General features: G+C 72.1%; 23 protein-coding genes and 1 pseudogene. 16 read left to right on the forward strand and 8 right to left on the reverse strand.

Annotated features, from left to right (window positions below; translation table 11 throughout):
• Positions 1–243: 243 nt before the first annotated feature.
• Positions 244–429 (forward strand): annotated as a pseudogene (locus G3I19_RS18980) (NlpC/P60 family protein); the annotation flags it as partial.
• A 125-nt stretch (positions 430–554) separates the two neighbouring features.
• Complete coding sequence (locus tag G3I19_RS18985; RefSeq protein ID WP_164264835.1) at positions 555–1,787, forward strand: hypothetical protein; 1,233 nt, start codon at positions 555–557, stop codon at positions 1,785–1,787.
• On the opposite strand, the gene G3I19_RS18990 is transcribed toward G3I19_RS18985, so the two are convergent.
• Complete coding sequence (locus G3I19_RS18990) at positions 1,768–3,351, reverse strand: glycosyltransferase family 87 protein (RefSeq protein ID WP_239074538.1); 1,584 nt, start codon at positions 3,349–3,351, stop codon at positions 1,768–1,770. The two genes, G3I19_RS18985 and G3I19_RS18990, sit on opposite strands and share 20 nt — an antisense overlap.
• Before the next feature lie 69 nt (positions 3,352–3,420).
• Here G3I19_RS18990 and G3I19_RS18995 point away from each other — a divergent pair, with 69 nt between their 5' ends.
• Positions 3,421–4,563, forward strand: coding sequence for a glycosyltransferase family 4 protein (locus tag G3I19_RS18995; protein ID WP_164264836.1), 1,143 nt, complete (start codon positions 3,421–3,423; stop codon positions 4,561–4,563).
• Positions 4,564–4,840: 277 nt separating this feature from the next.
• Here G3I19_RS18995 and G3I19_RS19000 read toward each other — a convergent pair whose 3' ends face one another.
• A complete protein-coding gene (locus G3I19_RS19000; protein ID WP_164264837.1) occupies positions 4,841–6,637 on the reverse strand; it encodes an AMP-dependent synthetase/ligase in 1,797 nt (598 codons plus the stop codon).
• Between the two features lie 229 nt (positions 6,638–6,866).
• Here G3I19_RS19000 and G3I19_RS19005 point away from each other — a divergent pair, with 229 nt between their 5' ends.
• The 6 genes from G3I19_RS19005 to G3I19_RS19030 all read left to right on the forward strand — a co-directional run bounded on the left by G3I19_RS19005 (position 6,867) and on the right by G3I19_RS19030 (position 11,827).
• Positions 6,867–7,628 (forward strand): metallophosphoesterase, encoded by a 762-nt coding sequence (locus tag G3I19_RS19005; RefSeq protein ID WP_164264838.1) that lies wholly within the window; start codon positions 6,867–6,869, stop codon positions 7,626–7,628.
• A gap of 102 nt (positions 7,629–7,730) precedes the next feature.
• Positions 7,731–8,186 (forward strand): SRPBCC family protein, encoded by a 456-nt coding sequence (locus G3I19_RS19010; protein ID WP_164264839.1) that lies wholly within the window; start codon positions 7,731–7,733, stop codon positions 8,184–8,186.
• 7 nt (positions 8,187–8,193) lie between these two features.
• Positions 8,194–9,339, forward strand: coding sequence for an ArsA-related P-loop ATPase (locus tag G3I19_RS19015; RefSeq protein WP_164264840.1), 1,146 nt, complete (start codon positions 8,194–8,196; stop codon positions 9,337–9,339).
• Positions 9,340–9,517: 178 nt separating this feature from the next.
• Complete coding sequence (locus G3I19_RS19020) at positions 9,518–9,970, forward strand: DUF5304 domain-containing protein (protein WP_164264841.1); 453 nt, start codon at positions 9,518–9,520, stop codon at positions 9,968–9,970.
• Positions 9,971–10,039: 69 nt separating this feature from the next.
• Positions 10,040–10,981 (forward strand): ROK family glucokinase, encoded by a 942-nt coding sequence (locus G3I19_RS19025; RefSeq protein ID WP_164264842.1) that lies wholly within the window; start codon positions 10,040–10,042, stop codon positions 10,979–10,981.
• Between the two features lie 93 nt (positions 10,982–11,074).
• A complete protein-coding gene (locus tag G3I19_RS19030; RefSeq protein WP_164264843.1) occupies positions 11,075–11,827 on the forward strand; it encodes an endonuclease/exonuclease/phosphatase family protein in 753 nt (250 codons plus the stop codon).
• A gap of 43 nt (positions 11,828–11,870) precedes the next feature.
• On the opposite strand, the gene G3I19_RS19035 is transcribed toward G3I19_RS19030, so the two are convergent.
• Both G3I19_RS19035 and G3I19_RS19040 read right to left on the reverse strand, forming a co-directional pair.
• Positions 11,871–12,464: a hypothetical protein gene (locus G3I19_RS19035; protein ID WP_164264844.1), complete on the reverse strand. Its 594-nt coding sequence runs from the start codon at positions 12,462–12,464 to the stop codon at positions 11,871–11,873.
• A complete protein-coding gene (locus G3I19_RS19040; RefSeq protein WP_164264845.1) occupies positions 12,457–13,236 on the reverse strand; it encodes an alpha/beta fold hydrolase in 780 nt (259 codons plus the stop codon). The genes G3I19_RS19035 and G3I19_RS19040 overlap by 8 nt, the downstream gene beginning before the upstream one ends.
• A gap of 160 nt (positions 13,237–13,396) precedes the next feature.
• Between G3I19_RS19040 and G3I19_RS19045 the strand changes: the two genes are divergently transcribed.
• From G3I19_RS19045 to G3I19_RS19060, 4 genes are all read left to right on the forward strand, one after another.
• Positions 13,397–14,155, forward strand: a complete 759-nt coding sequence (locus G3I19_RS19045; RefSeq protein ID WP_203599763.1) for a lysophospholipid acyltransferase family protein — start codon at positions 13,397–13,399, stop codon at positions 14,153–14,155.
• A gap of 40 nt (positions 14,156–14,195) precedes the next feature.
• The gene (locus G3I19_RS19050) at positions 14,196–15,521 is read left to right on the forward strand and encodes a DUF5931 domain-containing protein (RefSeq protein WP_343235144.1); all 1,326 of its coding nucleotides are present in this window, start codon (positions 14,196–14,198) and stop codon (positions 15,519–15,521) included.
• A complete protein-coding gene (locus G3I19_RS19055) occupies positions 15,514–16,212 on the forward strand; it encodes a response regulator transcription factor (RefSeq protein WP_239074540.1) in 699 nt (232 codons plus the stop codon). Before G3I19_RS19050 ends, G3I19_RS19055 begins: the two co-directional genes overlap by 8 nt.
• Positions 16,213–16,390: 178 nt before the next feature.
• The gene (locus G3I19_RS19060; RefSeq protein ID WP_164264846.1) at positions 16,391–17,419 is read left to right on the forward strand and encodes a 6-phosphofructokinase; all 1,029 of its coding nucleotides are present in this window, start codon (positions 16,391–16,393) and stop codon (positions 17,417–17,419) included.
• A 49-nt stretch (positions 17,420–17,468) separates the two neighbouring features.
• Here the strand turns inward: G3I19_RS19060 and G3I19_RS19065 are convergent, their stop codons facing one another.
• Entirely contained in the window at positions 17,469–19,331 is a 1,863-nt protein-coding gene (locus G3I19_RS19065) for an anthranilate synthase family protein (protein ID WP_164264847.1), read from the reverse strand.
• Between the two features lie 282 nt (positions 19,332–19,613).
• On the opposite strand from G3I19_RS19065, the gene G3I19_RS19075 reads away from it, so the two are divergent.
• Both G3I19_RS19075 and G3I19_RS19080 read left to right on the forward strand, forming a co-directional pair.
• Positions 19,614–20,969 carry a 3-deoxy-7-phosphoheptulonate synthase class II gene (locus G3I19_RS19075; RefSeq protein WP_164264849.1) on the forward strand — a complete coding sequence of 452 codons (1,356 nt, stop codon included), beginning with the start codon at positions 19,614–19,616 and terminating at the stop codon, positions 20,967–20,969.
• 203 nt (positions 20,970–21,172) lie between these two features.
• On the forward strand, positions 21,173–21,505 hold the full coding sequence (locus G3I19_RS19080) for a (2Fe-2S)-binding protein (RefSeq protein WP_164264850.1): 333 nt from the start codon (positions 21,173–21,175) through the stop codon (positions 21,503–21,505).
• A 40-nt stretch (positions 21,506–21,545) separates the two neighbouring features.
• On the opposite strand, the gene bfr is transcribed toward G3I19_RS19080, so the two are convergent.
• Complete coding sequence (bfr, locus tag G3I19_RS19085; RefSeq protein ID WP_164264851.1) at positions 21,546–22,025, reverse strand: bacterioferritin; 480 nt, start codon at positions 22,023–22,025, stop codon at positions 21,546–21,548.
• Between the two features lie 165 nt (positions 22,026–22,190).
• Between bfr and G3I19_RS19090 the strand changes: the two genes are divergently transcribed.
• Positions 22,191–22,823: a sulfite oxidase-like oxidoreductase gene (locus G3I19_RS19090; protein ID WP_164264852.1), complete on the forward strand. Its 633-nt coding sequence runs from the start codon at positions 22,191–22,193 to the stop codon at positions 22,821–22,823.
• 67 nt (positions 22,824–22,890) lie between these two features.
• Here G3I19_RS19090 and G3I19_RS19095 read toward each other — a convergent pair whose 3' ends face one another.
• Positions 22,891–23,742: a deoxyribonuclease IV gene (locus tag G3I19_RS19095; protein ID WP_164264853.1), complete on the reverse strand. Its 852-nt coding sequence runs from the start codon at positions 23,740–23,742 to the stop codon at positions 22,891–22,893.
• A gap of 7 nt (positions 23,743–23,749) precedes the next feature.
• Positions 23,750–24,728, reverse strand: a 979-nt coding sequence (locus tag G3I19_RS19100; RefSeq protein WP_164264854.1) for a Stk1 family PASTA domain-containing Ser/Thr kinase, incomplete at its 5' end; no start/stop codon positions are given.

The following is a 24,728-nucleotide window of genomic DNA, read 5'->3' on the forward strand; positions in this document are numbered from 1 at the left end:
GGCACCGGACTCGACGACCATTCCCAGCGTGAATGAGCTGTGCGGTCGGTGCTTCCACGAACGGGTCGCTGTTTCCCCGGACGGTGATGTGTACGGGTGCATCCTGTCCCGGCATCTGCGGACGGGGCACGCACGCACCGCCCGGTTGCGTGCTGTCCTCGCGGCCCCCCAGTGGGCCGATGCCGGGTCTGCTGCTCCCAAGGCGCCTCACACCGCTCCCCCGCCCACCCCCGGCGCCCATTCTACGCGGGCCGGCAGATCCCGCTGTCCCAGGCGCGGCCCGGCGACCTCGTGGTGTACCGCAGCGACGCCAGCCATGTCGCGATGTACATGGGCAACGGCCAGGTCCTGCACGCCCCGTATCCGGGGGCCAGGGTCCGCTACGACCCGGTCGGCATGATGCCCGTCTCGTCGGTGACCAGGGTCTGAGCCGGATCCGGTTCGAGCCGAGTCCGGTCCGAGTCTGAGCCGAGCCCGAGCCTGGGGCGAGCCGGGGCCGGTCCTGGCAGGACCGCCGGCCGGGGCCGTGTCCCCGGCCACGTACGATCGGCGGCGTGACAGGGCGGGGGAGCGGGACGGGACGGAAGCGGGCCGCGGGCTGTGCGCTCGTCCTCTGTCTGCTGCTTCCCGGGTGCTCCGCGCACTCCGGCACCACCGCTTCCGACAGCGCGGACCGCGCCATCGGCCGGACCCTCGACCGCCGGGCCGCCGCCGTCACCGGGCACGACGAGAACGGCTATCTGTCCGTCGTCGACCCGCGGGCCAAGGGGCTCAGGACCGCGCAGCGCACGGAGTTCCGCAACCTCGCCGCCGTGCCGCTGAGTTCGTGGCAGTACCGGCTGGGCGAGGTGCGGCGGACGGGGGCCACCGCCACCGCGCAGGTCGAACTGCGGTACCGGATCACCGGTTACGACAGCGCGCCGGTGGCGGACCGGCGGACCATCGAGCTGGTGGAGCGCGGCGGCCGTTGGTACCTGGACGGCGACAGCCCGGCCACCGGCGCCGGGCAGCAGCTCTGGCAGCAGGGCCCGGTGCACGTCGCCCGCGGTGAGCACAGCCTGGTGCTCGGCGTCGGCGGGTCCACCGGGCTGCTGCGCCGGGTGGCCGCCGCCGCCGACCGTGCGGTCCCCGCCGTCGGCAGGGCGTGGCAGCGGAAGTGGGCGGGGCGGGTGGTGGTGCTCGTGCCGTCGTCGCTGGACGCGATGGGCTCCCTGCTCGGCTCGCCCGCCGACACCTACCGGGGCATCGCGGCGGTCACCACCGGCGAGGCGGGCGGCGCCGGGGCGGCACCCGCCGACCGGATCATCGTCAACCCCGACGCGTACGGCGGGCTGAGCGAGCTGGGCCGTCAGGTGATCCTCACCCACGAGACCACCCATGTCGCCACCCGCACCGCGACGTCCGCTGCCACCCCTCTCTGGCTCTCCGAGGGGTTCGCCGACTACGTCGCCTACCGGGGCACGGGCAGCAGCCCCGGCGAGACGGCGCCGGAACTCCAGCGGGCGGTGCGCTCGGGGTCGCTGCCCGCGACCCTGCCCACCGACGCGGACTTCGGATTCCGGGACAGCGCCGACCGGCTCGCGCGCGCGTACGAGGGCGGCTGGCTGGCCTGCCGGCTGATCGCCGAGCACTGGGGCGAACGGAAGCTGACGGACTTCTACCGTGCGGTCGGGGCGAGCGGGCAGCGCGACGGCGGTGTCGAGAAGGCCATGAACGACGTGCTCGGCACGGATCCGGACGCCTTCACCGCGCGCTGGCGCGAGTACCTCAGGGCGCAGCTGGACTGAGCGGTTCCCGGCCGGGGTCGGCGTCACCGGTGCCGCTGGTGTTCCCGGCGGCCTCTGTGCCTTCGGCGCTCCCGGTGCCCCCGGCGGTCGGGGTGTCCCCGGCGCTCCCGGTGTCCCCAGTGGTCCGGGTGTCCCCGGTGGCCGCCGGCCGTGGCCCGCGGCGTGGGACCGTACGCCGCCACAGGGCGCGGGCCGCGGTCAGCGAGGCCGCGACCAGCAGTCCGTTCCGTACGAACATCAGCACCACCCCGGCCGTGTCCCCGGCCACCACATGGTCGAACCCGAGCGGGAACTCCAGGAACGTCACGCCCGTGGCGGCCACCACCAGCAGGGCGGGTACGGCCATCGCGCTGGTACGGAAGACCAGGCAGACGGCGCCGATGCCGACCAGCCACACCAGATACTGGGGGCTGATCACCCGGCTCGTCGTGGTGAAGAGCAGCACCGCGGTGAACGCCGCGTCGCACGGCGTGGCCGGCGCGTACTCCCTGGCCCGAAGCCGCCACAGCAGCAGCCAGCCGAAGGCCGCGACGGTCAGCCCCAGCGCGACGGCGCTCACCGCGTGGACGTACGGTCCGACGAACTCCACCGAGCCGTAGGTGAGCAGCACCTGCCCGTGCCAGCCGCACTGCCGGGCCACCTGGAAGACCAGACCGCCCAGCGACTCGACCTCGGTGCCCCGCTCGCGCTGGAAGGTGAGAAAGGCGAAGGCGCCGGGCACCGCCGTACCCGCGACCAGCAGCAGCCCCGCCGCCGTCGCGGCGAAAGCCGTCCACGACACCCGCGTCGCACGGCCGCGCCCCACGCCCACGAGCAGCAGCGCGGGCCACACCTTGAGCAGAGCGCCGAACGCGGACAGCGCCCCCAGGGTGCGCGGACGGCGGGCGCCGGCCAGCAGTGCGGCCACCGCGACGGCGGTCACCATCAGGTCGTACCTGGCGTACGCCGTCGGGCCGAGCAGCGGCAGGCCCGCCACCCAGACCCAGACCCCGGCCGTCCGCCTGCCGGGCCTGTGCGCGGTGCGCAGCAGCAGCCCGAGCACCACCGCGTCGGCGAGGAGAGTCAGTACGAAGAAGGCCGCCGCGTACCCGAGGAACGGCAGCAGGGCGGGGGAGAGCACCGCCAGCGCGGCGCCGGGCGGATACTGCCAGGTCACGTCCGAGAGCGGGAAGGTGCCGGTCCGCAGCACCTCGTACCAGCCGTGGTACGTCCCCGACACGTCGACGGTGACATCGGCCCCCGGCACGGTCAGCACCTTGAACACGCAGAGCATCAGCAGCGCCCGGGTCGCGGCCCAGACCACGCCGGGGAGCACCACGCCCCGTACGGTCCCGGGGGCCGCCCTGCCCCCAGGGACGGCCTGCACGGTGACCGCCTCCGCCGTCACGGCCTGCGCTGTGGCGGTCCGCGGTGTGATGGCCTGCGGTGTGAGGGCCTGCGCCGTGGTGTGCTCAGTCGTGGTGTGCTCAGCCGTGGGCTGCTCGGAGTCGGTGTGCTGCGAACCGGTGTGCTCCGAGTCGGTGTGCTCCGAGTCGGTGGGCTCAGGGGCGGTGTGATCGGACATCGGGGTCATGATGCCGTGCAGGGGCGCGCGGGAGCGGTGAGGCAGGGCCGTTGGGTACTGTCGGCGGCGATGCACAAGACCTTGATCGTGACCAATGACTTCCCGCCGCGCCCCGGCGGTATCCAGGCGTTCCTGCACAACATGGCGCTGCGTCTGGACCCCGAGCAGCTCGTGGTCTACGCCTCCACGTGGAAGCGCGGCGCCGAGGGCGCGGCCGCCACCGCGGCGTTCGACGCGGAGCAGCCGTTCACCGTCGTACGCGACCGGACCACGATGCTGCTGCCCACCCGCCGGGTCACGGCCAGGGCGCGCGAGCTGCTGCGGGAACACGGCTGTACGGCGGTGTGGTTCGGGGCCGCGGCCCCGCTCGGTCTGATGGCCCCCGCACTGCGCGCCGCCGGCGCCGAACGGATCGTCGCCACCACGCACGGGCACGAGGCGGGCTGGGCGCAGCTGCCGGGGTCGCGGCAGCTGCTGCGGCGGATCGGCGAGGGCACGGACACCCTCACCTATCTCGGCGAGTACACGCGTTCACGGATCGCCGCCGCGCTCACCCCGGCGGCCGCGGGCCGGATGGTGCAACTGCCGCCCGGCGTCGACGAGAAGACCTTCCACCCAGGCTCCGGCGGTGCGGAGGTCCGCGCCCGGCTCGGGCTCACGGACCGGCCGGTGATCGTGTGCGTCTCGCGGCTCGTACCGCGCAAGGGCCAGGACACCCTGATCCTGGCGATGCCCCGGATCCTGCGGCAGGTGCCGGACGCGGTGCTGCTGATCGTGGGCGGCGGGCCGTACGCGGACGACCTGGAGAAGCTGGCGGAGCGCACCGGGGTCGCGGACTCGGTGCGTTTCACCGGTCCTGTGCCCTGGGCCGAGCTGCCGGCCCACTACGGCGCGGGCGACGTCTTCGCCATGCCGTGCCGCACCCGCAGGGGCGGCCTCGACGTCGAAGGGCTCGGCATCGTCTATCTGGAGGCGTCAGCGACGGGGCTGCCGGTGGTGGCGGGCGACTCGGGCGGCGCGCCCGACGCGGTGCTCGACGGCGAGACCGGCTGGGTGGTGCGCGGCGGTTCGGCCGATGACGCGGCGGACCGGATCGTCACCCTGCTCCAGGACCCGGGGCTGCGCCGCCGGATGGGCGAACGCGGCCGGGCCTGGGTCGAGGAGAAGTGGCGCTGGGACCTGCTGGCCGAGAGGCTCAGGGCGCTGCTCTGACGGAACAGGGACAGGCCCCGGGACGGGAACAGGAACAGGCCGCCGGGGCAGGGACAGGCCCCGCGACGGGAACACGGAGAGGCCCCCGGGACAGGGACAGGCCCTGGAACAGGCCCCCGGGGCAGGCGCGGGTCCGGGGCAGGGCCCGGGGCAGGGCCCGGGGCCAGGTCCGGAGCATCGAGCGGGTGCGGCACCGGCTGCGGCACCGGGTACGTGGCCGCGGGGGCCACGCACCCGGTTCATGTGGTGGCGACCGGTGCCACCACGGCGCACCTGGTCAGCCCCGGTAGATCGCTTCGATCTCGTCGGCGAAGTCCTTCGCCACCACGGCACGCTTGAGCTTCAGCGACGGTGTGATGTGCCCCGCCTCCTCGGTGAGCTGCGCGGGCAGGACACGGAACTTCCGTACGGACTCGGCCTTGGAGACCGCCGCGTTGCCGTCGTCCACGGCCCGCTGGATCTCCGCCAGCAGCTCCGGGTCGTCGCGCAGCGACAGCGCGGTGGATCCCACCGGCTTGCCGCTCTCCTCGGCCCACCGCGCCAGGAACTCCTCGTCCAGCGTGATCAGCGCGCCGATGAACGGCCGTCCGTCGCCGACCACCATGCACTCGGCGACCAGGGCGTGCGCCCGGATACGGTCCTCGATCACCGCGGGGGCGACGTTCTTGCCGCCCGCGGTGACGATGATCTCCTTCTTGCGGCCGGTGATCGCGAGATAGCCGTCCTCGTCGAGCGTGCCGATGTCACCGGTGTGGAACCAGCCGTCGGCCAGCGCGTCGGCCGTGGCCGTCTCGTTGTTCCAGTAGCCGCTGAACAGGTGCTCACCGTGCAGCAGCACCTCACCGTCGTCCGCGATCCGTACGACCGAACCGGGCAGCGGCTGGCCCACCGTGCCGATCTTCTGCCGGTCCCACGGGTTGAAGGCGGTCGCCGCACAGGACTCGGTGAGGCCGTACCCCTCAAGGACCGTGAAGCCGATGCCACGGTAGAAGTGGCCGAGCCGTTCGCCCAGCGGCGCGCCGCCGGAGATGGCGTACTCGCCGCGTCCGCCGAGGACCGCCCGCAGCTTGCTGAAGACCAGCCGGTCGAAGACCTTGTGCTTGATCCGCAGCCCGGCGGACGGGCCTTGCGGGGTGCCGAGCGCACGGCTGTAGGCGATGGCGGTGTTCGCCGCCCTGTCGAAGATCTTTCCCTTGCCGTCGGCCTGGGCCTTGGCGCGCGCCGAGTTGTAGACCTTCTCGAAGACGCGGGGCACGCCCAGGATCAACGTCGGCCGGAAGGCGGCCAGTTCATCCGTGAGGTGCTTGATGTCCGGTACGCAGCCGATCTTGATCGGTGCCATCACGGAGGAGACCTCGACCAGCCGGCCGAAGACGTGCGCGGCCGGCAGGAAGAGCAGCACCGAGCACTCGCCGGTACGGAAGAGCGGCTTCAGCCGCTCCACGATGTTGCCGCACTCGGCGAAGAAGCTGCGGTGGGTCAGCACACAGCCCTTCGGGCGGCCGGTGGTGCCCGAGGTGTAGACGATGGTGGCCGGGTCGTCCGCCCGCGCCCGGGAGCTGCGCTCGTCCACGGTCGCGTCCGTGACCTCGGCGCCGCCCGCCCGCAGTTCGTCGACGGCGCCGTCGTCGATCTGCCAGACATGCTGGAGGGACGGCAGCGCGTGCCGTACGGCCTCGACGGTCGCGGCGTGCGCGTCGCTCTCCACGAGCACCGCGACCGCCCCGGAGTCGCCGAGTATCCACTGCACCTGCTCGGCCGAGCTGGTCTCGTACACCGGCACGGTGATCGCGCCCGCGCTCCAGATCGCGAAGTCCAGCTGCACCCACTCGTACCGGGTGCGGGACATCAGGGCGACCCGGTCGCCGGGCTGGACACCCGCGGCGATCAGCCCCTTCGCGGCGTCGCGGACCTCGGTGAGGAACCGGGCGGCTGTGACATCGGTCCAGGCGCCGGCCACCTTGCGGCCCATCACCGCGACATCGGGATGCTGAGCGGCGTTGCGGCGGACGAGATCCGTCAGATTGCCGTCCGATGGGACCTCGTACAGGGCCGGAAGGCTGAACTCACGCAAGACTGCTGCTCCTCTGGTCGACATCGCTGTCGCCACGACTGGACCTGACCGCCCGGACGTTACCCATGGGTAAGCGGTTCCCGATAGGGGGTTCCGGCCAGATGTTCCATGCGTCACACGACACCACCGTGCTCCGCGCAGACTAGTCCACGCACCGCGGACGGCGGCGGTATTCGCAGGTCCGGCCCCCTCTATCCAGGCCGGGCCCGGGAGTCCTAGGGTGATCTCCATGCGCGTGCATGTGGTCAGCGACGTCCATGGCAACACCAGCGGTCTCGCGAGGGCGGGCGACGGGGCCGACGCCCTGATCTGCCTCGGCGACCTGGTCCTCTTCCTGGACTACGCCGACCACTCCCGGGGCATCTTCCCCGACCTCTTCGGCGTCGAGAACGCCGACCGCATCGTGGAGCTGCGCACCGCACGCCGCTTCGACGAGGCACGTGACCTCGGCAGCAGGCTCTGGAGCGGGGTGGACCGCGACGCCGCGATCGAGACGGCGGTACGCAGCCAGTACGCCGAACTGTTCGCCGCCTTCCCCACTCCGACGTACGCCACCTACGGCAATGTCGACGTCCCGCCGCTCTGGCACGAGTACGCGCGCCCCGGCACCACCGTCCTCGACGGCGAGCGCGTCGAGATCGGCGGCCGGGTCTTCGGCTTCGTGGGCGGCGGCCTCAGGACCCCGATGCGGACGCCCTACGAGGTCAGCGACGAGGAGTACGCGGCCAAGATCGAGGCGCTCGGCGACGTCGACGTGCTCTGCACCCACATCCCGCCCGAGGTCCCCGAGCTGGTGTACGACACGGTGGCCCGCCGCTTCGAGCGGGGCAGCCGCGCCCTGCTCGCCGCGATCCTGCGCATCCGGCCGAAGTACGCGCTCTTCGGCCATGTGCACCAGCCCCTGTCCCGCCGGGTCCGCGTCGGCAGGACCGAGTGTGTGAACGTCGGCCACTTCGCCTCGACCTCGCGGCCCTGGGTCATGGAGTGGTAGCGGCTCCGGGCCGGGGAGCGGCGGCGGTCGGCGGCCCGGTGCGCACGCGATAGCCTTCACCGCGTATGCACGACCGGATTCCGCACTGGAGGAGCCACGGCGATGGCTGAACACACCAGCTCAAGCATCACGATCGAGGCCGCACCGGCCGACGTCATGGGCGTGATCGCCGACTTCGCCCGCTACCCGGAGTGGACCGGCGAGGTGAAGGAGGCCGAGGTGCTCTCCACCGACGCCGAGGGCCGGGCCGAGCAGGTCAGGCTGGTGCTCGACGCCGGCGCGATCAAGGACGACCACACCCTCGCGTACACCTGGACCGGTAGCAACGAGGTCAGCTGGACGCTGGTCAAGTCGCAGATGCTGCGCGCACTCGACGGCACCTATCTGCTCGCCGCCGCGGGCGACGCCACCGAGGTCACCTACCGGCTGACCGTCGACGTCAAGATCCCGATGCTCGGGATGATCAAGCGCAAGGCGGAGAAGGTCATCATCGACCGCGCCCTGGCCGGTCTGAAGAAGCGGGTCGAGTCCGGCGCCGCAGCACAGTCCGAGGGCTGACGCCCGGATGCGTACGGTCCTCGTCACCGGCCTCGGCGGCGCGGGCCGCACCACCGTCGCCGCGGCCACCGCCCTGGCGGCCGCCCGCGAAGGCGAACGGGTCCTGCTGCTCTCCACGGACCCCGACCCCGGCGACAGCCTGACCGCGGCCCGCGACGCGGGGGTGCGGGCCGAGCGCATCGACTCCGGCGCACACTTCCGTACCGAACTGCTGGCCCTCCAGGAACGCGGCACCGCGGCCCTGGAACTGCTCGGCGCGGCCCGGCTTGAGGAGGAAGAGCTCACCGAACCGCCGGGCGCCGCGCAGTTCGCACTGCTGCACGCGCTGCGGACCGTGGACAGCGCCGAGTGGGACCTGACCGTCGTCGACATGCCGCCCCTCCAGGAGGCGCTGGCCGTCCTCGCCCTCCCGGAGCAGCTCCGCCGCTATCTGCGCAGGCTGTTGCCGCCCGAGCGGCAGGCGGCCCGCGCGCTGCGCCCGATGCTCGCCCAGCTCGCCGGTGTCCCGATGCCCGCGCAGTGGCTGTACGAGACCACCGCGCGCTGGGAGGCCGAACTGGCCGCCGTCCAGGCCAGGATCGACGACCCGGACACCACCGTGCGGCTGGTCGCCGAACCGGGGGCCGCGGCGACCCGGGCGCTGCGCACCGCCCGTACCGGGATCGCGCTGCACCGCCGCACCCTGGACCTGGTCGTCGCCAACCGGCTGCTGCCCACCGGCTCCCGCGACCCCTGGCTCGCCGCGCTCGCCGCGCAGCAGCAGGAGCACCTCAAGGAGCTGGCCGACTGCTTCGGCGAAGCGGATCTGGCGGAGCTTCCCCATCTGGGCCGGGCACCTCGCACCGCCGACGAACTGGCCCCGCTGGAGCGGCCGGCCGGCCCCGGCACGGCGGCCCCGGAGTGGGCCGTCGAGGACCGGCTCGCGGACGACGGCGTCCTGGTCTGGCGGCTGCCGCTGCCCGGTGCGGTCAAGGAGGAGCTCGGCCTGGTCAGACGCGGCGACGAACTGCTGCTCACCGCCGGGCCCTTCCGCAGGACCGTCACTCTGCCGTCGGCGCTCCGCCGCTGCACGGTCGAGGGTGCGGCGCTCACGGACGGGGTCCTGGGCATCAGATTCGCGCCGGACCCGCGGCTGTGGCCGCAGAACCGGTGACGGGATCCGTGACCGGGCTGTCGAACCGGTGACCGGCGGTGTGTCCCGGTCCGCGACCGGGTACGCGACCGGATCCGCGACCGGGCCGGTGGCCCGGCCGGTGAACGCCGCAGGGCCGTTCGGGTAACGTCGTGAGTACGGTCCTAAGCACCCCCGTATCCCGTCGCAGGAGTCCGCCATGAGCGAAGCCCCCGAGCAGCCCGCCACCGACTCGGACGCCTGGGAGAGGGCCTGCGCCGAGGATCTCGCCGCGGAGAAGGCCCGCCGCCGCGCCCAGTACGGGAGCGCCGAGGGATCAGCGGCCGAGGAGTTCCGCAAGCTCTTCGACGCGGTCGCCGACAAGGTCTCCGGTCTCCAGTCGTCGCTCCCCGGCATGGCCGCCCAGGGCGCCGTCCAGCAGTTCATCAGCCAGGCGAAGTCCGTGGTCGAGCCGGTCGTCGAGCGCAACCCGGATGTCTTCGACCACCTCGCGGCCGCAGGCGGTGAACTCCTCGCCGCCTACCGTTCGGCGGTCGAGAAGCAGGAGCAGCGGTGGACCGCGGGCCGTGAAAGCGCCGACGGCGGGGACACCGGCAAGGACGACGGCGGCGACGAGGGCACCGGCCCCGCCGAGCGCATCGACCTGGACTGATCACCCCGGCCCCGCGCCCCTCGGGTACGGTTGCCCCTCAGCGGGGCTCGACCGAAAACTGAGGGACTCATGGGACTCACCATCGGCGTCGACATCGGCGGCACGAAGATCGCGGCCGGAGTGGTCGACGAAGAGGGCACCATTCTCGATGTGCACAAGGTGCCCACCCCGCCGACCGCCGAAGGCATCGTCGACGCGATCTGCGCCGCAGTCTCCGAGGCCGGCAAGGGGCACGAGATCGAGGCGGTCGGTATCGGCGCGGCCGGATACGTGGACGACAAGCGGGCCACCGTCCTCTTCGCACCGAACATCAACTGGCGGCACGAGCCGCTCAAGGACAAGGTCGAGCAGCGCGTCGGCCTGCCCGTGGTCGTGGAGAACGACGCCAACGCGGCTGCCTGGGGCGAGTACAAGTTCGGTGCGGGGCAGGGGCACGAGGACGTCATCTGCATCACGCTCGGCACCGGTCTCGGCGGCGGCATCATCATCGGCAACAAGCTGCGGCGCGGACGCTTCGGCGTGGCCGCCGAGTTCGGCCACATCCGGGTCGTCCCGGACGGCCTGCTGTGCGGCTGCGGCAGCCAGGGCTGCTGGGAGCAGTACGCGTCGGGGCGCGCCCTCGTCAGGTACGCCACGCAGCGCGCCAACGCCACCCCGGAGAACGCGCAGGTGCTGCTGGGCCTCGGCGACGGCACCCCCGCCGGTATCCAGGGCAAGCACATCAGCGAGGCCGCCCGGCAGGGCTGCCCGGTGGCCGTCGACTCGTTCCGTGAGCTGGCCCGCTGGGCCGGAGCGGGCCTCGCCGACCTGGCGTCCCTCTTCGACCCGTCGGCGTTCATCGTCGGCGGCGGTGTGTCGGACGAGGGCGAACTGGTCCTCGATCCGATCCGCAAGTCCTTCCGGCGCTGGCTGATCGGCGGCGCGTGGCGGCCGCACGCCCAGGTGCTCGCGGCCCAACTGGGCGGCGAAGCAGGACTGGTGGGCGCCGCGGACCTGGCCCGCCAGGGCTGAGCCGCTCAGGGCCCTCGCACGGACCGGTGCCCGCCGCACCCCCAGGGGACGCGGCGGGCACCGCGCACCGCGGGCCGTCGTAGGGTGTCGCCCATGGCGATCACTACGCTGCCCGAATCCCGTACGGAGAGCGGCTCGGCCGTAATCCGGGTGCTCAGTTACAACATCCGCTCGATGCGCGACGACCGCGCGGCGCTGGCCCGGGTCATCCGCGCCTGCGACCCCGATCTGCTGCTCATCCAGGAGGCCCCGCGCTTCTTCCGCTGGCGCAAGGCCGCGGCCCGGCTCGCGGTCGACACCGGCCTGGTGACACTCGGGGGCGGAGCCACGGCCGCCGGCCCCCTGCTGCTCTGCTCGCTGCGCGCCACCGTCGAGCGGACCGAGGACATACTCCTGCCGCGCACCCCGGGGCTGCACCAGCGTGGCTTCGCGACCGCCGTGGTCCGGATCGGGGGCGCCAGGCTGGGTGTCCTCAGCTGCCATCTGAGCCTGCAGCCCGGCGAGCGCCACGCTCAGGCGGGGCTGCTGCTCGACCGGCTCGGCGCGCTGGACGTCCCGCACGCGGTGGTCGCCGGGGACCTCAACGACCGCCCGGACGGCCGGAGTTTCCGGCGGCTGGCGGCTGAGCTCCAGGACTGCCGGGCGGTGAAGCCGTGGGGCGGGGAGCACACCTATCCGGCGGCGGACCCGGACCGGCGGATCGACGCGGTGTTCGCGACGCCGGAGGTCGAGGTGCTGGGGTGCGGGGTGCCGCAGGACATCCCGCAGGCGGACCTGCGGGCCGCGTCCGACCACCTTCCGGTGCTGGCGGCGCTCCGGGTGAGGACCGCTCCGTCCGGCGCCTGAGACGGCCCTTGGCCGCAGCCTGAGGCAGCCCTTGGCCGCGGCCTCAGACGACCGCGCCCCGGCCGGGGTCGTCCTCGTCGTCGTCCTCGGGTCCCATCCGCACCACCAGGACCGCGAATCCGCCGAGGAAGCCGCCGATACCGAGCGTGGCGAGCCACCACGTCATGTCCCAGCCCAGCACCACGGCAAGGATCATCAGCACCGGTCCGCCGACGACGGCCAGCCAGGCGAACTTGGCCGTGACATCCGCCTCGGGCAGCTCCGGGTCCGGCTGGACGAAGTGGCCCTCGTCGGAAGGGCCGAGGCCGTCGTCGGACGGCTCGGGCAGGCTGTGGTCGCGGGGCCCGCCGACACCGGGGGCGAACACGACCGAACTGCCCAGCGGCCGGTCCGACCCGCTCGCCGGGCCGGACGCGGCGTCCGCGTCCGGCTTCCCGGGCTCCGGCTCCCCGGGCTCCTGCTCGCGGGCCCCGTCGGCGTTGACCCCCTCCTCCAGGAGAGCGAGGTCCTCCACGGACTTGAAGGGCTTGGTGCCCGCCGGGTCAGCGGGCTCCTCGCCGTACGCCGCGACGATCGCCGCCCAGACCGCTTCCTCGTCGATCGGCTGCGGTTCGCGCTCCGCCTCGTTCTCAGCCACCGGTGCTGCTCCCCTTCGTCCCGACGCTCGGAGCGAGGCGGCCGATGAACGCGTGGCTCTTCTCGAAAATCCGCTCCGCATCGTGGTCCAACGTCGCCACGTGGTAGCTCTGTTCCAGCAGGACCTCCTCGACATCCGTCGACGAGACCCGGCTGAGGATCCGGGTGGAGTCCGCGGGCCGCACCACATGGTCCTGGACGCTGTGCAGCAGCAGCAACGGCTGGGTGACCTGCGGCAGTTCACGGTCCACGAGCCGGCACAGCCGCCGCAGCGAGTGGGCGCAGTGCAGCGGCACCCGGTCGTACCCCACCTCGGCGGAGCCGCCCAGGGCGATATCGCTGGCGATGCCCTTCGTCGTACGCACCAGATGCCGGGCGACCGGCAGTGCGTACGGCATGAGGCCGTGCACCTTGTTCAGCGGATTGACCAGGACGAGGCCGCTCACCGCGTGCCCGTGCTTGGCGGCCAGTCGCAGGGCCAGCGCACCGCCCATGGAGAGACCGAAGACGAAGACCCGCTCGCACCGGTCGAGCAGGGCACGCAGCTCCCGGTCCACCTCCGCGTACCAGTCCTGCCAGCCGGTGACCTGCATGTCCTGCCAGCGGGTGCCGTGCCCGGGCAGCAGCGGCAGCGAGACGGTCAGTCCCCGCTCGGCCAGATACTCCGCCCAGGGGCGCAGCGACTGCGGCGATCCGGTGAAGCCATGGCAGAGGAGGACGCCGGTCCCGCCGCCTTCGTGGCGGTAGGGGTCGGCTCCAGGAAGCACCGGCACCGGGGTCTCCTGTTCGTCAGGTCTCGAAAGCTGTACTTCACCGTACGCGACCGGACCGACACCGACCAGGGCCGTCACCCCCGGACAGCGGGCGGATGGCCGGGGGCGCACGCCCGGCGCGGGTTATGGTCGGTCCGACCGTCACAGGAAGGCATCCGAGTTGATCTACGGCGCAATGAAGTTCGCCATCGGGGGATCGCTGAAGGTCGCCTTCAGGCCCTGGGTGGAGGGGCTGGAGAACATCCCCGCCGAGGGGCCCGCCATCCTGGCGAGCAACCATCTGTCGTTCTCGGACTCCTTCTTCCTGCCCGCGGTCATGGACCGCAAGCTCACCTTCATCGCCAAGGCCGAGTACTTCACGTCGCCCGGGGTGAAGGGGAAGCTCACCGCGGCCTTCTTCAAGGGCGTCGGGCAGCTGCCGGTCGACCGCTCGGGCAGCCGCGGCGCGGGCGAGGCCGCGGTCAGGAGCGGTGTGGAGGTACTGGCCAGGGGCGAACTCTTCGGGATCTACCCGGAGGGCACCCGCTCACCGGACGGCCGCCTCTACCGGGGCAAACCGGGAGGTCTCGCCCGGGTGGCGCTGGCATCCGGTGCGCCCGTCATCCCGGTCGCGATGATCGACACCGAGAAGATCCAGCCGCCGGGGCAGGTCGTGCCCAAGCTGATGCGGCCGGGCATCAGGATCGGGAAGCCGCTCGACTTCAGCCGCTACCACGGCATGGAGAACGACCGGTTCATCCTGCGCTCGGTGACCGACGAGGTCATGTACGAGATCATGAAGCTCTCCGGCCAGGAGTACGTCGACATCTACGCGACCGCGGCCAAGCGCAGGATCGCGGATGACGACAGGGCGCGGAGGGCCGCCGAGGCCGGCGGGACCGAGGAGAAGAGCGACGGGGCGGACGGGGCCGGCGGCTAGCCGTACTGTTCCTGTCCGTCGGGGGTGAGTGGTGGGTGTAGTGGCGAAGGACCGGCGCGAGCGCGTCGTGCGGATGTCGGTTGAGCTGCCGCTGTGGCGCGCTCTGACCGCGTACCGCGTACTGACGATGGTCTACGCGATCCTGCTGTTCGCCTTCGCGTACGGGAAGTTCCACCGCCCGTGGGTGGCCGTCGGCTACTTCGCGGTACTGACCGTCTGGACCCTGGCCACCCTCCCCAGGGTGGCCAACGCGGCCCGCTGCACCAAGCGCTTCCTCTGCGCCGATCTCACCGTGGCCCTCGCGGGCATCCTGCTGACGCCCGTCGCCGACTCGCACGCCCGGGTCGTCGGGGGCGCCACGACGATGCCGTCCATATGGACCGCGGGCGCGGTCCTGGCCTTCGCGATCAAGGGGGGCTGGCGCTGGGCGGCCTTCGCCTCGTCGCTGGTGGCGATCGCCAATGTCACGGAGCGCGGCGAGCCCAGCGCGGGCACCGTTCACAACGTGGTCCTGGTGTGGATCGCCTCCATCGCCATCGGCTACATCGTCGAGGTGGCCCGCGCCTCGGAGCGCACCCTCGCCCGCGCCCTGGAGATCGAGGCGGCCACCCGCGAGCGGGAGCGGCTGGCCCGTGACATCCATGACAGCGTGCTCCAGGTCCTGGCCATGGTGCAGCGGCGTGGCGCCGAGCTGGGCGGTGAGTCGGCCGAACTCGGCCGGATGGCGGGGGAGCAGGAGGTGGCCCTGCGCACCCTGGTCTCCAGCGGTCTCGTCCCGCCGACACGTGACCCCGCCGACACCGGTGCCGACACTGATACCGCCACCGACGCGGACGCGGACGCGGGCATGGGCATGGGTGGCGACGCGGACGGGGACGGGAGCGGGCCCTGCGATCTGCGGTCGCTGCTCGCCCCGCACGCCGGATCGCGGGTGAGCTTCGCGGAACCAGGCGCTCCGGTGCTCGTCGATCCCCTGGCAGCGAAGGAGCTGGCCGCCGCTGTCAGTGCCGCCCTGGACAATGTCCGCAGACACGCGGGCAGCGGCGCCCGTGCGTGGATTCTCCTGGAGGACGAGCCGGCCGAGGTGATCGTGACGGTACGGGACGACGGCCCGGGCATCCCGGAGGGGAGGCTGGCGGCCGCCGAGGGGGAGGGGCGCCTCGGTGTCGCCCTCTCCATCCGCGGCCGGCTGCGGGACCTGGGCGGCAGCGCCGAGCTGATCTCGGTGCCGGGCCAGGGCACCGAAGTGGAGCTGAAGGCGCCGAAGAAGGCACGAAGGATCACGCGGGGACGCGACACGGGGGACGGGACCTGGGACGGGGCACGGGGACGGGCACGGGACATGCGGGGCACGGGACATGAGTGAGCAGGGGCACATGGGCGAGCAGCGGACGGCCGGGACGGTCAAGGTGATGGTGGTCGACGACCACCCGATGTGGCGGGACGCGGTCGCCAGGGACCTGACGGCCGCCGGTTTCGACGTCGTCGCCACGGCGGGCGACGGCCCGCAGGCGGTGCGCAGGGCCAGGGCCGTCGCCCCCGACGTGCTGGTGCTCGACCTCAATCTGCCGGGTATGCCGGGCGTCCAGGTCTGCAAGGAGCTGGTGGGGGCGGACCCGGGGCTCCGTGTCCTGGTGCTCTCTGCGAGCGGTGAGCACGCCGACGTACTGGAGGCGGTGAAGTCGGGCGCCACCGGCTATCTGGTCAAGTCCGCCAGTACCCAGGAGCTTTCGGACGCCGTCCGCAGCACCGCGGCGGGGGACCCGGTCTTCACGCCGGGCCTGGCGGGCCTGGTGCTCGGCGAGTACCGCAGGCTCGCGTCCGACCCGGCGCCCGCGGCCTCCGACGAGCCGAAGGCCCCCCAGCTCACCGAGCGGGAGACCGAGGTGCTGCGGCTCGTCGCGAAGGGGCTGAGCTACAAGCAGATCGCCGAGCGCCTGGTCATCTCGCACCGCACCGTGCAGAACCACGTACAGAACACCCTCGGCAAGCTCCAGCTGCACAACCGGGTGGAGCTGGTGCGGTACGCGATAGAGCGCGGTCTCGACGACGCGTAGGGCCTGTCGTCAGAGTGCCGCCTGCCGCGCGGCGCCTGTCCGCCAGGAGGACGGCCCCGACGGGGGGCCAACCCGTCGTATCCGGGCGGGAATTGACCGTCCGCCCTATCCCTTTGTGACCTGGGTCACCGTAGCGTGGACGGCACGGTGTCTTCCACTGCGAAGGGACGTGGTTCCAGTGCGGGTCGGAGTACTGACCGGGGGCGGCGACTGCCCCGGGCTCAACGCGGTCATCCGGGCTGCCGTCCGCAAGGGCGTGCAGGAGTACGGCTTCGGGTTCACCGGATTCAAGGACGGCTGGCGCGGCCCCCTGGAGGGCGACACCGTCCCGCTCGGCATCCCGGAGGTCCGCGGGATCCTGCCACGCGGCGGCACCATCCTCGGGTCCTCGCGCACCAACCCCTTCCGTACCGAGGACGGCGCTCGCCGGGTGCGGGAGTCCCTCGCCGGGCACCAGGTCGACGCGCTGATCGTGATCGGCGGTGAGGACACCCTGGGCGTGGCGGGCCGCCTCTGGGACGAGTACGGGGTCCCGTGTGTCGGCGTACCGAAGACCATCGACAACGACCTCTCGGCCACCGACTACACCTTCGGCTTCGACACGGCGGTCGGGATCGCCACCGAGGCCATCGACCGTCTGCACACCACCGCCGAATCGCATATGAGGGTCCTGGTGGTCGAGGTGATGGGCCGGCACACGGGGTGGATCGCCCTGCACTCCGGTCTGGCCGGCGGTGCCAACGCCATCCTCATCCCCGAGCAGCGCTTCGACGTCGACCAGGTCTGCTCCTGGGTGACCTCACGCTTCCGTGCCTCGTACGCCCCGATCGTGGTCGTCGCCGAGGGGGCGATGCCGAAGGACGGCGAAGCGGTGCTCAAGGACGGCACGCTCGACTCCTTCGGCCACACCCGGCTCTCCGGCATCGGCGAGTGGCTCGCCACCGAGATCGAGAAGCGGACCGGCGAGGAGGCCCGCACCACCGTCCTCGGCCATGTCCAGCGCGGCGGCACCCCGAGCGCCTTCGACCGCTGGCTGGCCACCCGGTTCGGACTGCACGCGATCGACGCCGTGCGCGAGGGGGACTTCGGCACGATGGTCGCCCTCAGCGGGACGGACATCGTGCGGGTACCGATCGCGGAGGCGACCGCGCGGCTCAAGACGGTCGACCCCGCCCTCTACCGGGAGGCCGGGGTCTTCTTCGGCTGACCGGCCGGGCGGGAGCGGGGCCGGTCGTGCCGCCGCCGGCGGAAGCCGCCTACACCAGCACACCCGCCAGCAGCCCGGCCACCATCCGCGCCCCGTCCTTCGAGAGCACCGACTCCGGGTGGAACTGCACACCGGCGTACCCGTCCCCGCGCAGTGCGTGCACCTCCCCGCCCACCGGCTCACGGCTCAGCTCGATCCGGCGCGCCGCCAGCCCGGCCGCCGTCCTGTCGTCGCACCGGGCCGTGTACGAGTTGTAGAACCCGACGGTCTCCTCGCGCCCGAAGAAGTCGATGCGCTCCTGGGCACCCTGCTGGGGCACCGCCTTGCGGACGATCTCCAGGCCCAGCTCGGCCGCCAGCAGCTCATGGCCCAGGCACACCCCGAGCAGCCCATGCCGGTGGTCGCGGAGCAGCTCGGCGGTGAGCCCCCGCAGGAAGCGCATCTTCGGGTCGGTCCGGTCCGCCGGGTTGCCCGGCCCCGGGCCGAGCACCACCGGCCCCCGGTGGGCCAGGGCGCTCTCCCGCAGACCCGGCTCGTCGTACCGCCGCACCGTCACATCGAGCCCCGACGACCGCAGCAGATGCGCCAGCATCGAGGTGAACGTGTCCTCCGCGTCCACCACCAGCGCATGGCCCGCCACGGTCGCGGCCGGCTCCTGCATCCGCAGCCAGAACGGCGCGAGGTCGGCCCGCCGCGCCTCCAGCGCGGCCCGCACCCGCGGGTCGTCCGCGAGCCGTGCCCCCGCCGTCTCCCGGCGCGGCCTGCCCTCCCGCACCCCGAGCGCCGTCAGGACTCCCGCCGCCTTGGCGTGTGTCTCGGCGACCTCGCTCGCCGGGTCCGAGTGGCGTACGAGCGTGGCGCCGACCGAGACCCGCAGCGCGCCCCCGGCCGAGATGTCGGCCGTCCGGATCAGGATCGGCGAGTCCAGCGTCTGCGCCCCGCCCGCGTCCCGCCCGATGAGCGCCAGCGCGCCCGCGTAGTAGCCGCGCCCGTCCGTCTCGTACCGCTCGATGACCCGGCAGGCGTTCTGCACCGGCGAACCGGTGACGGTCGCCGCGAACATCGTCTCCTTCAGCACCTCCCGCACATCCATCGAGCTGCGGCCGCGCAACTCGTACTCGGTGTGCGCGAGATGGGCCATCTCCTTCAGCCGCGGACCGACGACGACCCCGCCCATGTCGCCGACGGTGCACATCATCTTCAGCTCCTCGTCCACCACCATGGAGAGCTCGTCGGTCTCCTTGCGGTCGCCCAGGAACTCCAGCAGCGCCTCGGTGGCCGGCCCCTCGGGCGGATAGCGGAAGGTCCCGCTGATCGGGTTCATCACGACCGTCCCGCCGGACATCCGGACATGCACCTCCGGGCTCGCGCCGACCAGGGTGCGCTCCCCGGTGTGCACCACGAACGTCCAGTACGCGCCCCGCTCGCCGTCGAGCAGCCGCCGGAACAGGGCGAGCGCGTCCGCCCGGCCGAAGCCCGGGACCGATCCGGTGTACGTACGCCGGACGACGAAGTTAGCCCCCTCGCCCCGCCCGATCTCGTCCTCGACGACCCGCCCGACGATCTCCCGGTAGGCGTCGTCGCTGACGTCGAAGCCGCCGTTCTCGACCTGGACGCCGTGTGCGGGCAGCTGGTCGAGCACCTCGTCCAGCGGCAGCTCGTACGTCTCGTCGGCGACCAGGACCGCCAGCGGCGTCCCGTCGTCGCGCACATCGAAACCGCGCTCGCCGATCTGCCGGAACGGCACCAGGGCCAGCACAGGACCGCTGTCGCCCGCCGGGATGTCCGCGAGCCGCTCCACCTCGTGGACCTCGCCGGTCAGCAGCTCGACGGTGTCGTGGTCACGGCCGGGAGTGCGCCTGCGCAGCAGGGCGAAGGGGCGGTGGTCGTCCAGCAGAGCGCTGATGAGCATCGGGGGTGTTCCTTCCGGGCGCCCCGCGGTGCGGGGAGGGGGTGTACGGAGAGGAACGGCCGGGTGAAAACACGGAAGGCCGCCCCTCGGGCGGCCTTCGCTTCGTCTGTGCGCGCGATGATCAGTGGGCCGCCGGATGAGCGGTCCACCACCAGTTTCGAGTCGTCGTCGCGAACATGGTGCGGACTGTAGCGCATCGGCGGCGGCCGGCCGGACACCCCGGCCGTCTCATCCACCGGGCACCCCCAGAACCGGTGACGGTGACCCCGTACTGTTGGCGGTGTGACCGTGAACGCTGAAACCCAAGCCCCCGCCGCAGAGGCGTCCTGGCGAGACCTTCCCGCGGTGCAGCAGCCCGAGTACCCGGACGCCGGTGCTCTGCGCGATGTGATCGCGGACCTCACGTCGTATCCGCCGCTCGTCTTCGCCGGCGAGTGCGACCAGCTGCGCGAGCGGCTGGGAGCCGTGGCCAGGGGCGAGGCGTTCCTGCTTCAGGGCGGCGACTGCGCCGAGGCGTTCGACGCCGTGTCCGCCGAGCACATCAGGGCGAAGCTCAAGACGCTGCTGCAGATGAGCGCCGTGCTCACCTACGCGGCTTCGGTGCCCGTGGTGAAGGTCGGCCGGATCGCGGGCCAGTACTCGAAGCCGCGTTCCAAGGGGACCGAGACCCGCGACGGTGTGACGCTGCCGACGTACCGCGGCGACTCGGTCAATGGCTTCGACTTCAACGAGAAGTCCCGGGTCCCGGACCCGGAGCGGCTCAAGCGGATGTACCACGCGTCGGCGTCGACGCTGAACCTGGTCCGCGCCTTCACCACCGGCGGTTACGCGGACCTGCGCCAGGTGCATGCCTGGAACCAGGACTTCGTCAAGTCATCGCCGTCCGGGCAGCGTTACGAGCAGCTCGCCCGCGAGATCGACAGCGCGCTGAACTTCATGAAGGCGTGCGGGACCGACCCGGCGGAGTTCCGCGCGGTCGAGTTCTACGCCTCGCACGAGGCGCTGCTCCTCGACTACGAGTCGGCGCTGACCCGGACGGACTCCAGGACCGGCAAGCTCTACGACACCTCGGGCCACATGGTCTGGGTCGGCGAGCGCACCCGGCAGCTGGACCACGCGCACATCGAGTTCGCCTCGCAGATCCGCAACCCGATCGGCGTGAAGCTCGGCCCGACGACCACCCCGGAGGAGGCGCTCAGCTACATCGAGCGTCTGGACCCGGACCGCGAGCCCGGCCGGCTGACCTTCATCGTCAGGATGGGCGCGGACAAGGTCCGCGACCGGCTGCCGAACCTGGTCGAGAAGGTCACCGCGTCCGGTGCCCAGGTCGTCTGGGTGACGGACCCGATGCACGGCAACACCTTCGAGGCGGCGTCCGGCCACAAGACCCGCCGCTTCGACGATGTGCTCGACGAGGTCAAGGGCTTCTTCGAGGTCCACAAGAGCCTGGGCACCCACCCGGGCGGCATCCATGTCGAGCTGACCGGTGACGATGTCACCGAGTGCGTGGGCGGCGGCGACGAGATCTTCGTCGACGATCTGCACCAGCGCTACGAGACGGCCTGCGACCCGCGGCTCAACCGCAGCCAGTCGCTCGACCTGGCGTTCCTGGTCGCGGAGATGTACCGGGCGCAGTAGGCAGTACCCGCCCGCAGCAGGCAGCAGGCAGCGGGCCAGCGGGCCAGCGGGCCAGCAGGACAGCGGGAAAGGGGCCGTGGGGCGCGGATCACAGGGATCCGGCCGCACGGCCCCTTTTGCATGCCCGGAGGTAAGGTTAGGATTACCTCACCGATTGGTCGGGGTGGTGCCCGTCAGCGATCCCGTCCGGGAGGTGAACCCGCGTGTATGTCTGCTCGTGCTTCGGCGTGACCGAGAAGCAGGTGAAGGACCACGCGGACGCCGGCGCCTGCACCCCCCGGGAGATCGCGTCGGCCTGCAAGGCGGGCACCGACTGCGGTGGCTGCGTACGCAGCATCCAGGCGCTCCTCGGCCGGGGCGGCTGCCCCCGCCGTGAACTCGTCGAAGGGCGCGGGCAGTCCGCGCGGGAACTCGTCGAAGGAGGGCGCGGCCAGTCCGCGGGGGAGCCTGTGAGCGGCCCCGGGCCCGTAGCCCGGCCGGAGCCCGCAGCGGGCAGGCCCGTGCCCGCCGGATCGCCGCTGCCCGAAGCGGCCTGACCCGGTCTCCGGACGGCCCGCCCGCACGTTTCTCTTGTTGTCAGCTGTCCGGCTGTTCGATCACCTGGGCGATGTAGAGCGGCTCACCGAGTTTCTCGACCAGCTCCAGCTGGGTGTCGAGATAGTCGATGTGGTGCTCCTCGTCGGCGAGGATCGACTCGAAGATGTTCGCGGACGTGATGTCGCCCTTGTTGCGCATGATCTCGATCCCGCGCCGGAGCCGGTCGATCGCCTCGGCCTCGACCTGCCGGTCCGCCTGGAACATCTCGGTGACCGTCTGGCCCACCCGGACGTGGAAGAGCCGCTGGTAGTTGGGCAGCCCCTCCAGGAAGAGGATCCGGTCGGTGAGGATCTCGGCGTGCTTCATCTCGTCGAACGACTCGGACCTGGTGTATTTCGCCAGCTTGGTCCAGCCGAAGTTCTCCTGCATCTTCGCGTGCAGGAAGTACTGATTGATCGCCGTGAGTTCTCCGGTCAGCTGCTCGTTGAGAAACTCGATGACCTCGGGGTCGCCCTGCATCGCAGAGGCTCCTTCCAGGCGTGGATCCGGGCAGATTCCGCGCATCCTGTCACCGCCCATCGGGGGATTCCAGTAAGTGCAGGCTTAGTACGAGTTGCCCTGGTCGGTGCGGACCCGGTGCGGACCTGGTCATGACCACCCCGCGAGGTCTGTCACCATGGATACATGGGTCAGCCGGAGAGCCGGGAGCAGCAGGGAGCGGCGCAGTCCGAGCTTCCACCCGGGCAGCGGCTGCAGCGCGGCTGGCCGGTGACGCACTACGGCCCGGTCCCCAAATTCAAGCCCGACCGGTGGGAGTTCCGGATCTTCGGAGCCACCGCGGACGGCGAGAAGCACTGCTGGAACCACGAGGAGTTCTCGGCGCTGCCGTTCTCCACCGTGGTCGCCGACCTGCACTGCGTGACGAAGTTCTCCATGCTGTCGGCCGAATGGGGCGGTGTGAGCGCGCGGACCCTGGTCGAGCTGGCGCCGCCCGCACCGCAGGTCACCCATGTGATGGTCTGGGCCGAGTACGGCTACAGCGCCAATCTGCGCCTGGCCGACTTCACGGACGCGAAGACCCTTTTCGCGACCCACAAGGCCGGTGAGCTGCTGACCGCCGAGCACGGGTTCCCGCTGCGGCTCGTCGTACCGCAGCTGTACGCGTGGAAGGGCCCGAAATGGGTCCGCGGGATCGAGTACATGACCGCGGACCGCCGTGGCTTCTGGGAGGAGCGGGGATACCACAATCTCGGCGACCCCTGGCAGGAGCAGCGCTACTCGTACCAGGAAGGCCCCGGCGACGGCCCTGAGCTCTGAGCGGGCTGTCTCCCCGGGGGGCCGGCTGTCCTTCAGGGGCGGGCCGTCTCCCGGGGACCGCGAGACCTCAGGGGCGCAGCGACTTCAGCCGGGCCACGTCCGCCGTGTGCCCCTCCTTGCCGCCCGGGGTCTCGATGATCAGCGGCACCCCCTCGGTCGCCGGGTGGGCGAGCAGCTCCCGGAACGGCTCCGCGCCGATGTGACCCGCGCCGATGTTCTCGTGCCGGTCCTTGTGGGCGCCCGTGGCCTCCTTGGAGTCATTGGCGTGGATCAGCCTGAGCCTGCCCTCGCCCACGGTGTCCACGAGAAGGTCCAGGGTCTGGTTCATCCCGCCGGGACCCGCGAGGTCGTGCCCCGCCGCGAAGATGTGACAGGTGTCCAGGCAGACCCCGAGCCGCGGGTGCGAGTCGAGCGCTTCGAAGTACGGCCCGAAGTCCCAGGTGCGTGAGCAGAGCGAGGAGCCCTGGCCCGCTGTCGACTCCAGCAGCAGATACGGGTCGTCGTCCTCGGTCAGCTCGTCGAGCAGCGGCAGCAGATGCGTACGGACCTGTGCGAGCGCATCGGACCGCGGGCGGCCGCCGGTCGCCGAACCGGTGTGGACGACGACGCCCAGGGCGCCGATCTCCCGGCCCCTGCGCAGGGAGTGGCGCAGCGATTCCACCGACCGCTCCACCGTCGCGGCCGTGTGCGAACCGAAATTGATCAGATACGGCGCGTGCACATACGCCGTGATCGACTCGTTGGCGCACTCCTTGCGGAACTGTTCGTCCTGGTCCGGGTTCCCGGTGGGGGTGGCCCAGCCGCGCGGATTGGCGACGAAGACCTGCACGGTCTCCGCGCCCATGTCGCGGGCGTAGGGCAGGCCGGTCCTGGCGAGGCCGCCGGCCACGGGTACATGGCCGCCGATGGCATTGCGCACGGTGCTCTCAGAGTCCCTTGGTCTTGATGGTGATGGTGCTGCCCTCGGGGGCCCGGCCGCCGCCGTCGACCGACTGGGTGTCGACGGTGTTGCTGAAGGACAGGAACGGCCGGTCGACATGGACCTTGAAGCCCTTGTCGGTCAGCGTGCTCTTCGCGTCGGCCACGCTGTCGCCCGTGACATCCGGGACCGTGATCATCCGCGGGCCCTTGGAGACCGTCAGCGTGATGGTGTCGCCCTCCTCGGCCCGGGCGCCTTCGCCCGGCGACTGCTTCGCGATCTGCCCGGCGTCCTCGGTGGAGTTGATCTGCTCCGGTGCGACCACGACCTTCAGCTTCTGGTCCTGGAGATCGGCCCGGGCGTCCTCCAGGGACTCGCCCGTGACGTCCGGTACGTCGACCGGGGAGCCCTTGGAGACGACCAGGGCGATCGCGGAGCCGGCGTGCCGCTCGGTGCCGGACACCGGATCCGTACGGATCACCTTGCCCCGGGCGACCCCGTCGCTGAACTCCTTGGTGACCATGCCGGACGCCAGCCCGGCCTTGACCAGCTCCTGCCTGGCCTGTGCGAGCGGCTCACCCTCGACGCGGGGCACCTTCACGATCTCCGGTCCGCGCGAGACGACCAGCGACACCGCGTCGTTGTCCCGGATGCGGGCGCCCGACGCCGGCTTGCTGCTCATGACCTCGCCGCGGTCGTAGGTGTCGCTGAACGCGCGCTCGGTCTTCTTCACGTCGAGCCCGGCGGCCGACAGCCGTGACTTCGCGGTCTTCTCGGGCTGTCCGAGGAGCGAGGGGACCCGGGTGAACTGGCCCGAGTTGATGTACCAGACACCCGCCCCGACACCCAGCACCAGCAGAACGGCGACGACCGACGCGATCAGACCGCGGCGGGCCCGCCGGCCGCGGCGCACCGGCCGCCGCTCCGGCTCGGGCTCCTCGCCCACCGGCATCACCAGACGGCTGGTGCGGTCGACCCCCGCGGCG

This window comes from Streptomyces sp. SID10853, from assembly GCF_010548145.1.
Taxonomy (GTDB): Bacteria; Actinomycetota; Actinomycetes; order Streptomycetales; family Streptomycetaceae; genus Streptomyces.

Excerpts from the sequence above, each read along its gene's own strand:
- G3I19_RS19020 (WP_164264841.1), top strand. The coding sequence starts at position 9,518 with ATGAGCGAAGCCCCCGAGCAGCCCGCCACCGACTCGGACGCCTGGGAG.
- G3I19_RS19065 (WP_164264847.1), bottom strand. The coding sequence starts at position 19,331 with ATGCTCATCAGCGCTCTGCTGGACGACCACCGCCCCTTCGCCCTGCTG.
- bfr (WP_164264851.1), bottom strand. The coding sequence starts at position 22,025 with ATGCAGGGCGACCCCGAGGTCATCGAGTTTCTCAACGAGCAGCTGACC.
- G3I19_RS19090 (WP_164264852.1), top strand. The coding sequence starts at position 22,191 with ATGGGTCAGCCGGAGAGCCGGGAGCAGCAGGGAGCGGCGCAGTCCGAG.
- G3I19_RS18995 (WP_164264836.1), top strand. The coding sequence starts at position 3,421 with ATGCACAAGACCTTGATCGTGACCAATGACTTCCCGCCGCGCCCCGGC.
- G3I19_RS19010 (WP_164264839.1), top strand. The coding sequence starts at position 7,731 with ATGGCTGAACACACCAGCTCAAGCATCACGATCGAGGCCGCACCGGCC.
- G3I19_RS18990 (WP_239074538.1), bottom strand. The coding sequence starts at position 3,351 with ATGTCCGATCACACCGCCCCTGAGCCCACCGACTCGGAGCACACCGAC.
- G3I19_RS19015 (WP_164264840.1), top strand. The coding sequence starts at position 8,194 with ATGCGTACGGTCCTCGTCACCGGCCTCGGCGGCGCGGGCCGCACCACC.
- G3I19_RS19005 (WP_164264838.1), top strand. The coding sequence starts at position 6,867 with ATGCGCGTGCATGTGGTCAGCGACGTCCATGGCAACACCAGCGGTCTC.
- G3I19_RS19055 (WP_239074540.1), top strand. The coding sequence starts at position 15,514 with ATGAGTGAGCAGGGGCACATGGGCGAGCAGCGGACGGCCGGGACGGTC.
- G3I19_RS19030 (WP_164264843.1), top strand. The coding sequence starts at position 11,075 with ATGGCGATCACTACGCTGCCCGAATCCCGTACGGAGAGCGGCTCGGCC.
- G3I19_RS19025 (WP_164264842.1), top strand. The coding sequence starts at position 10,040 with ATGGGACTCACCATCGGCGTCGACATCGGCGGCACGAAGATCGCGGCC.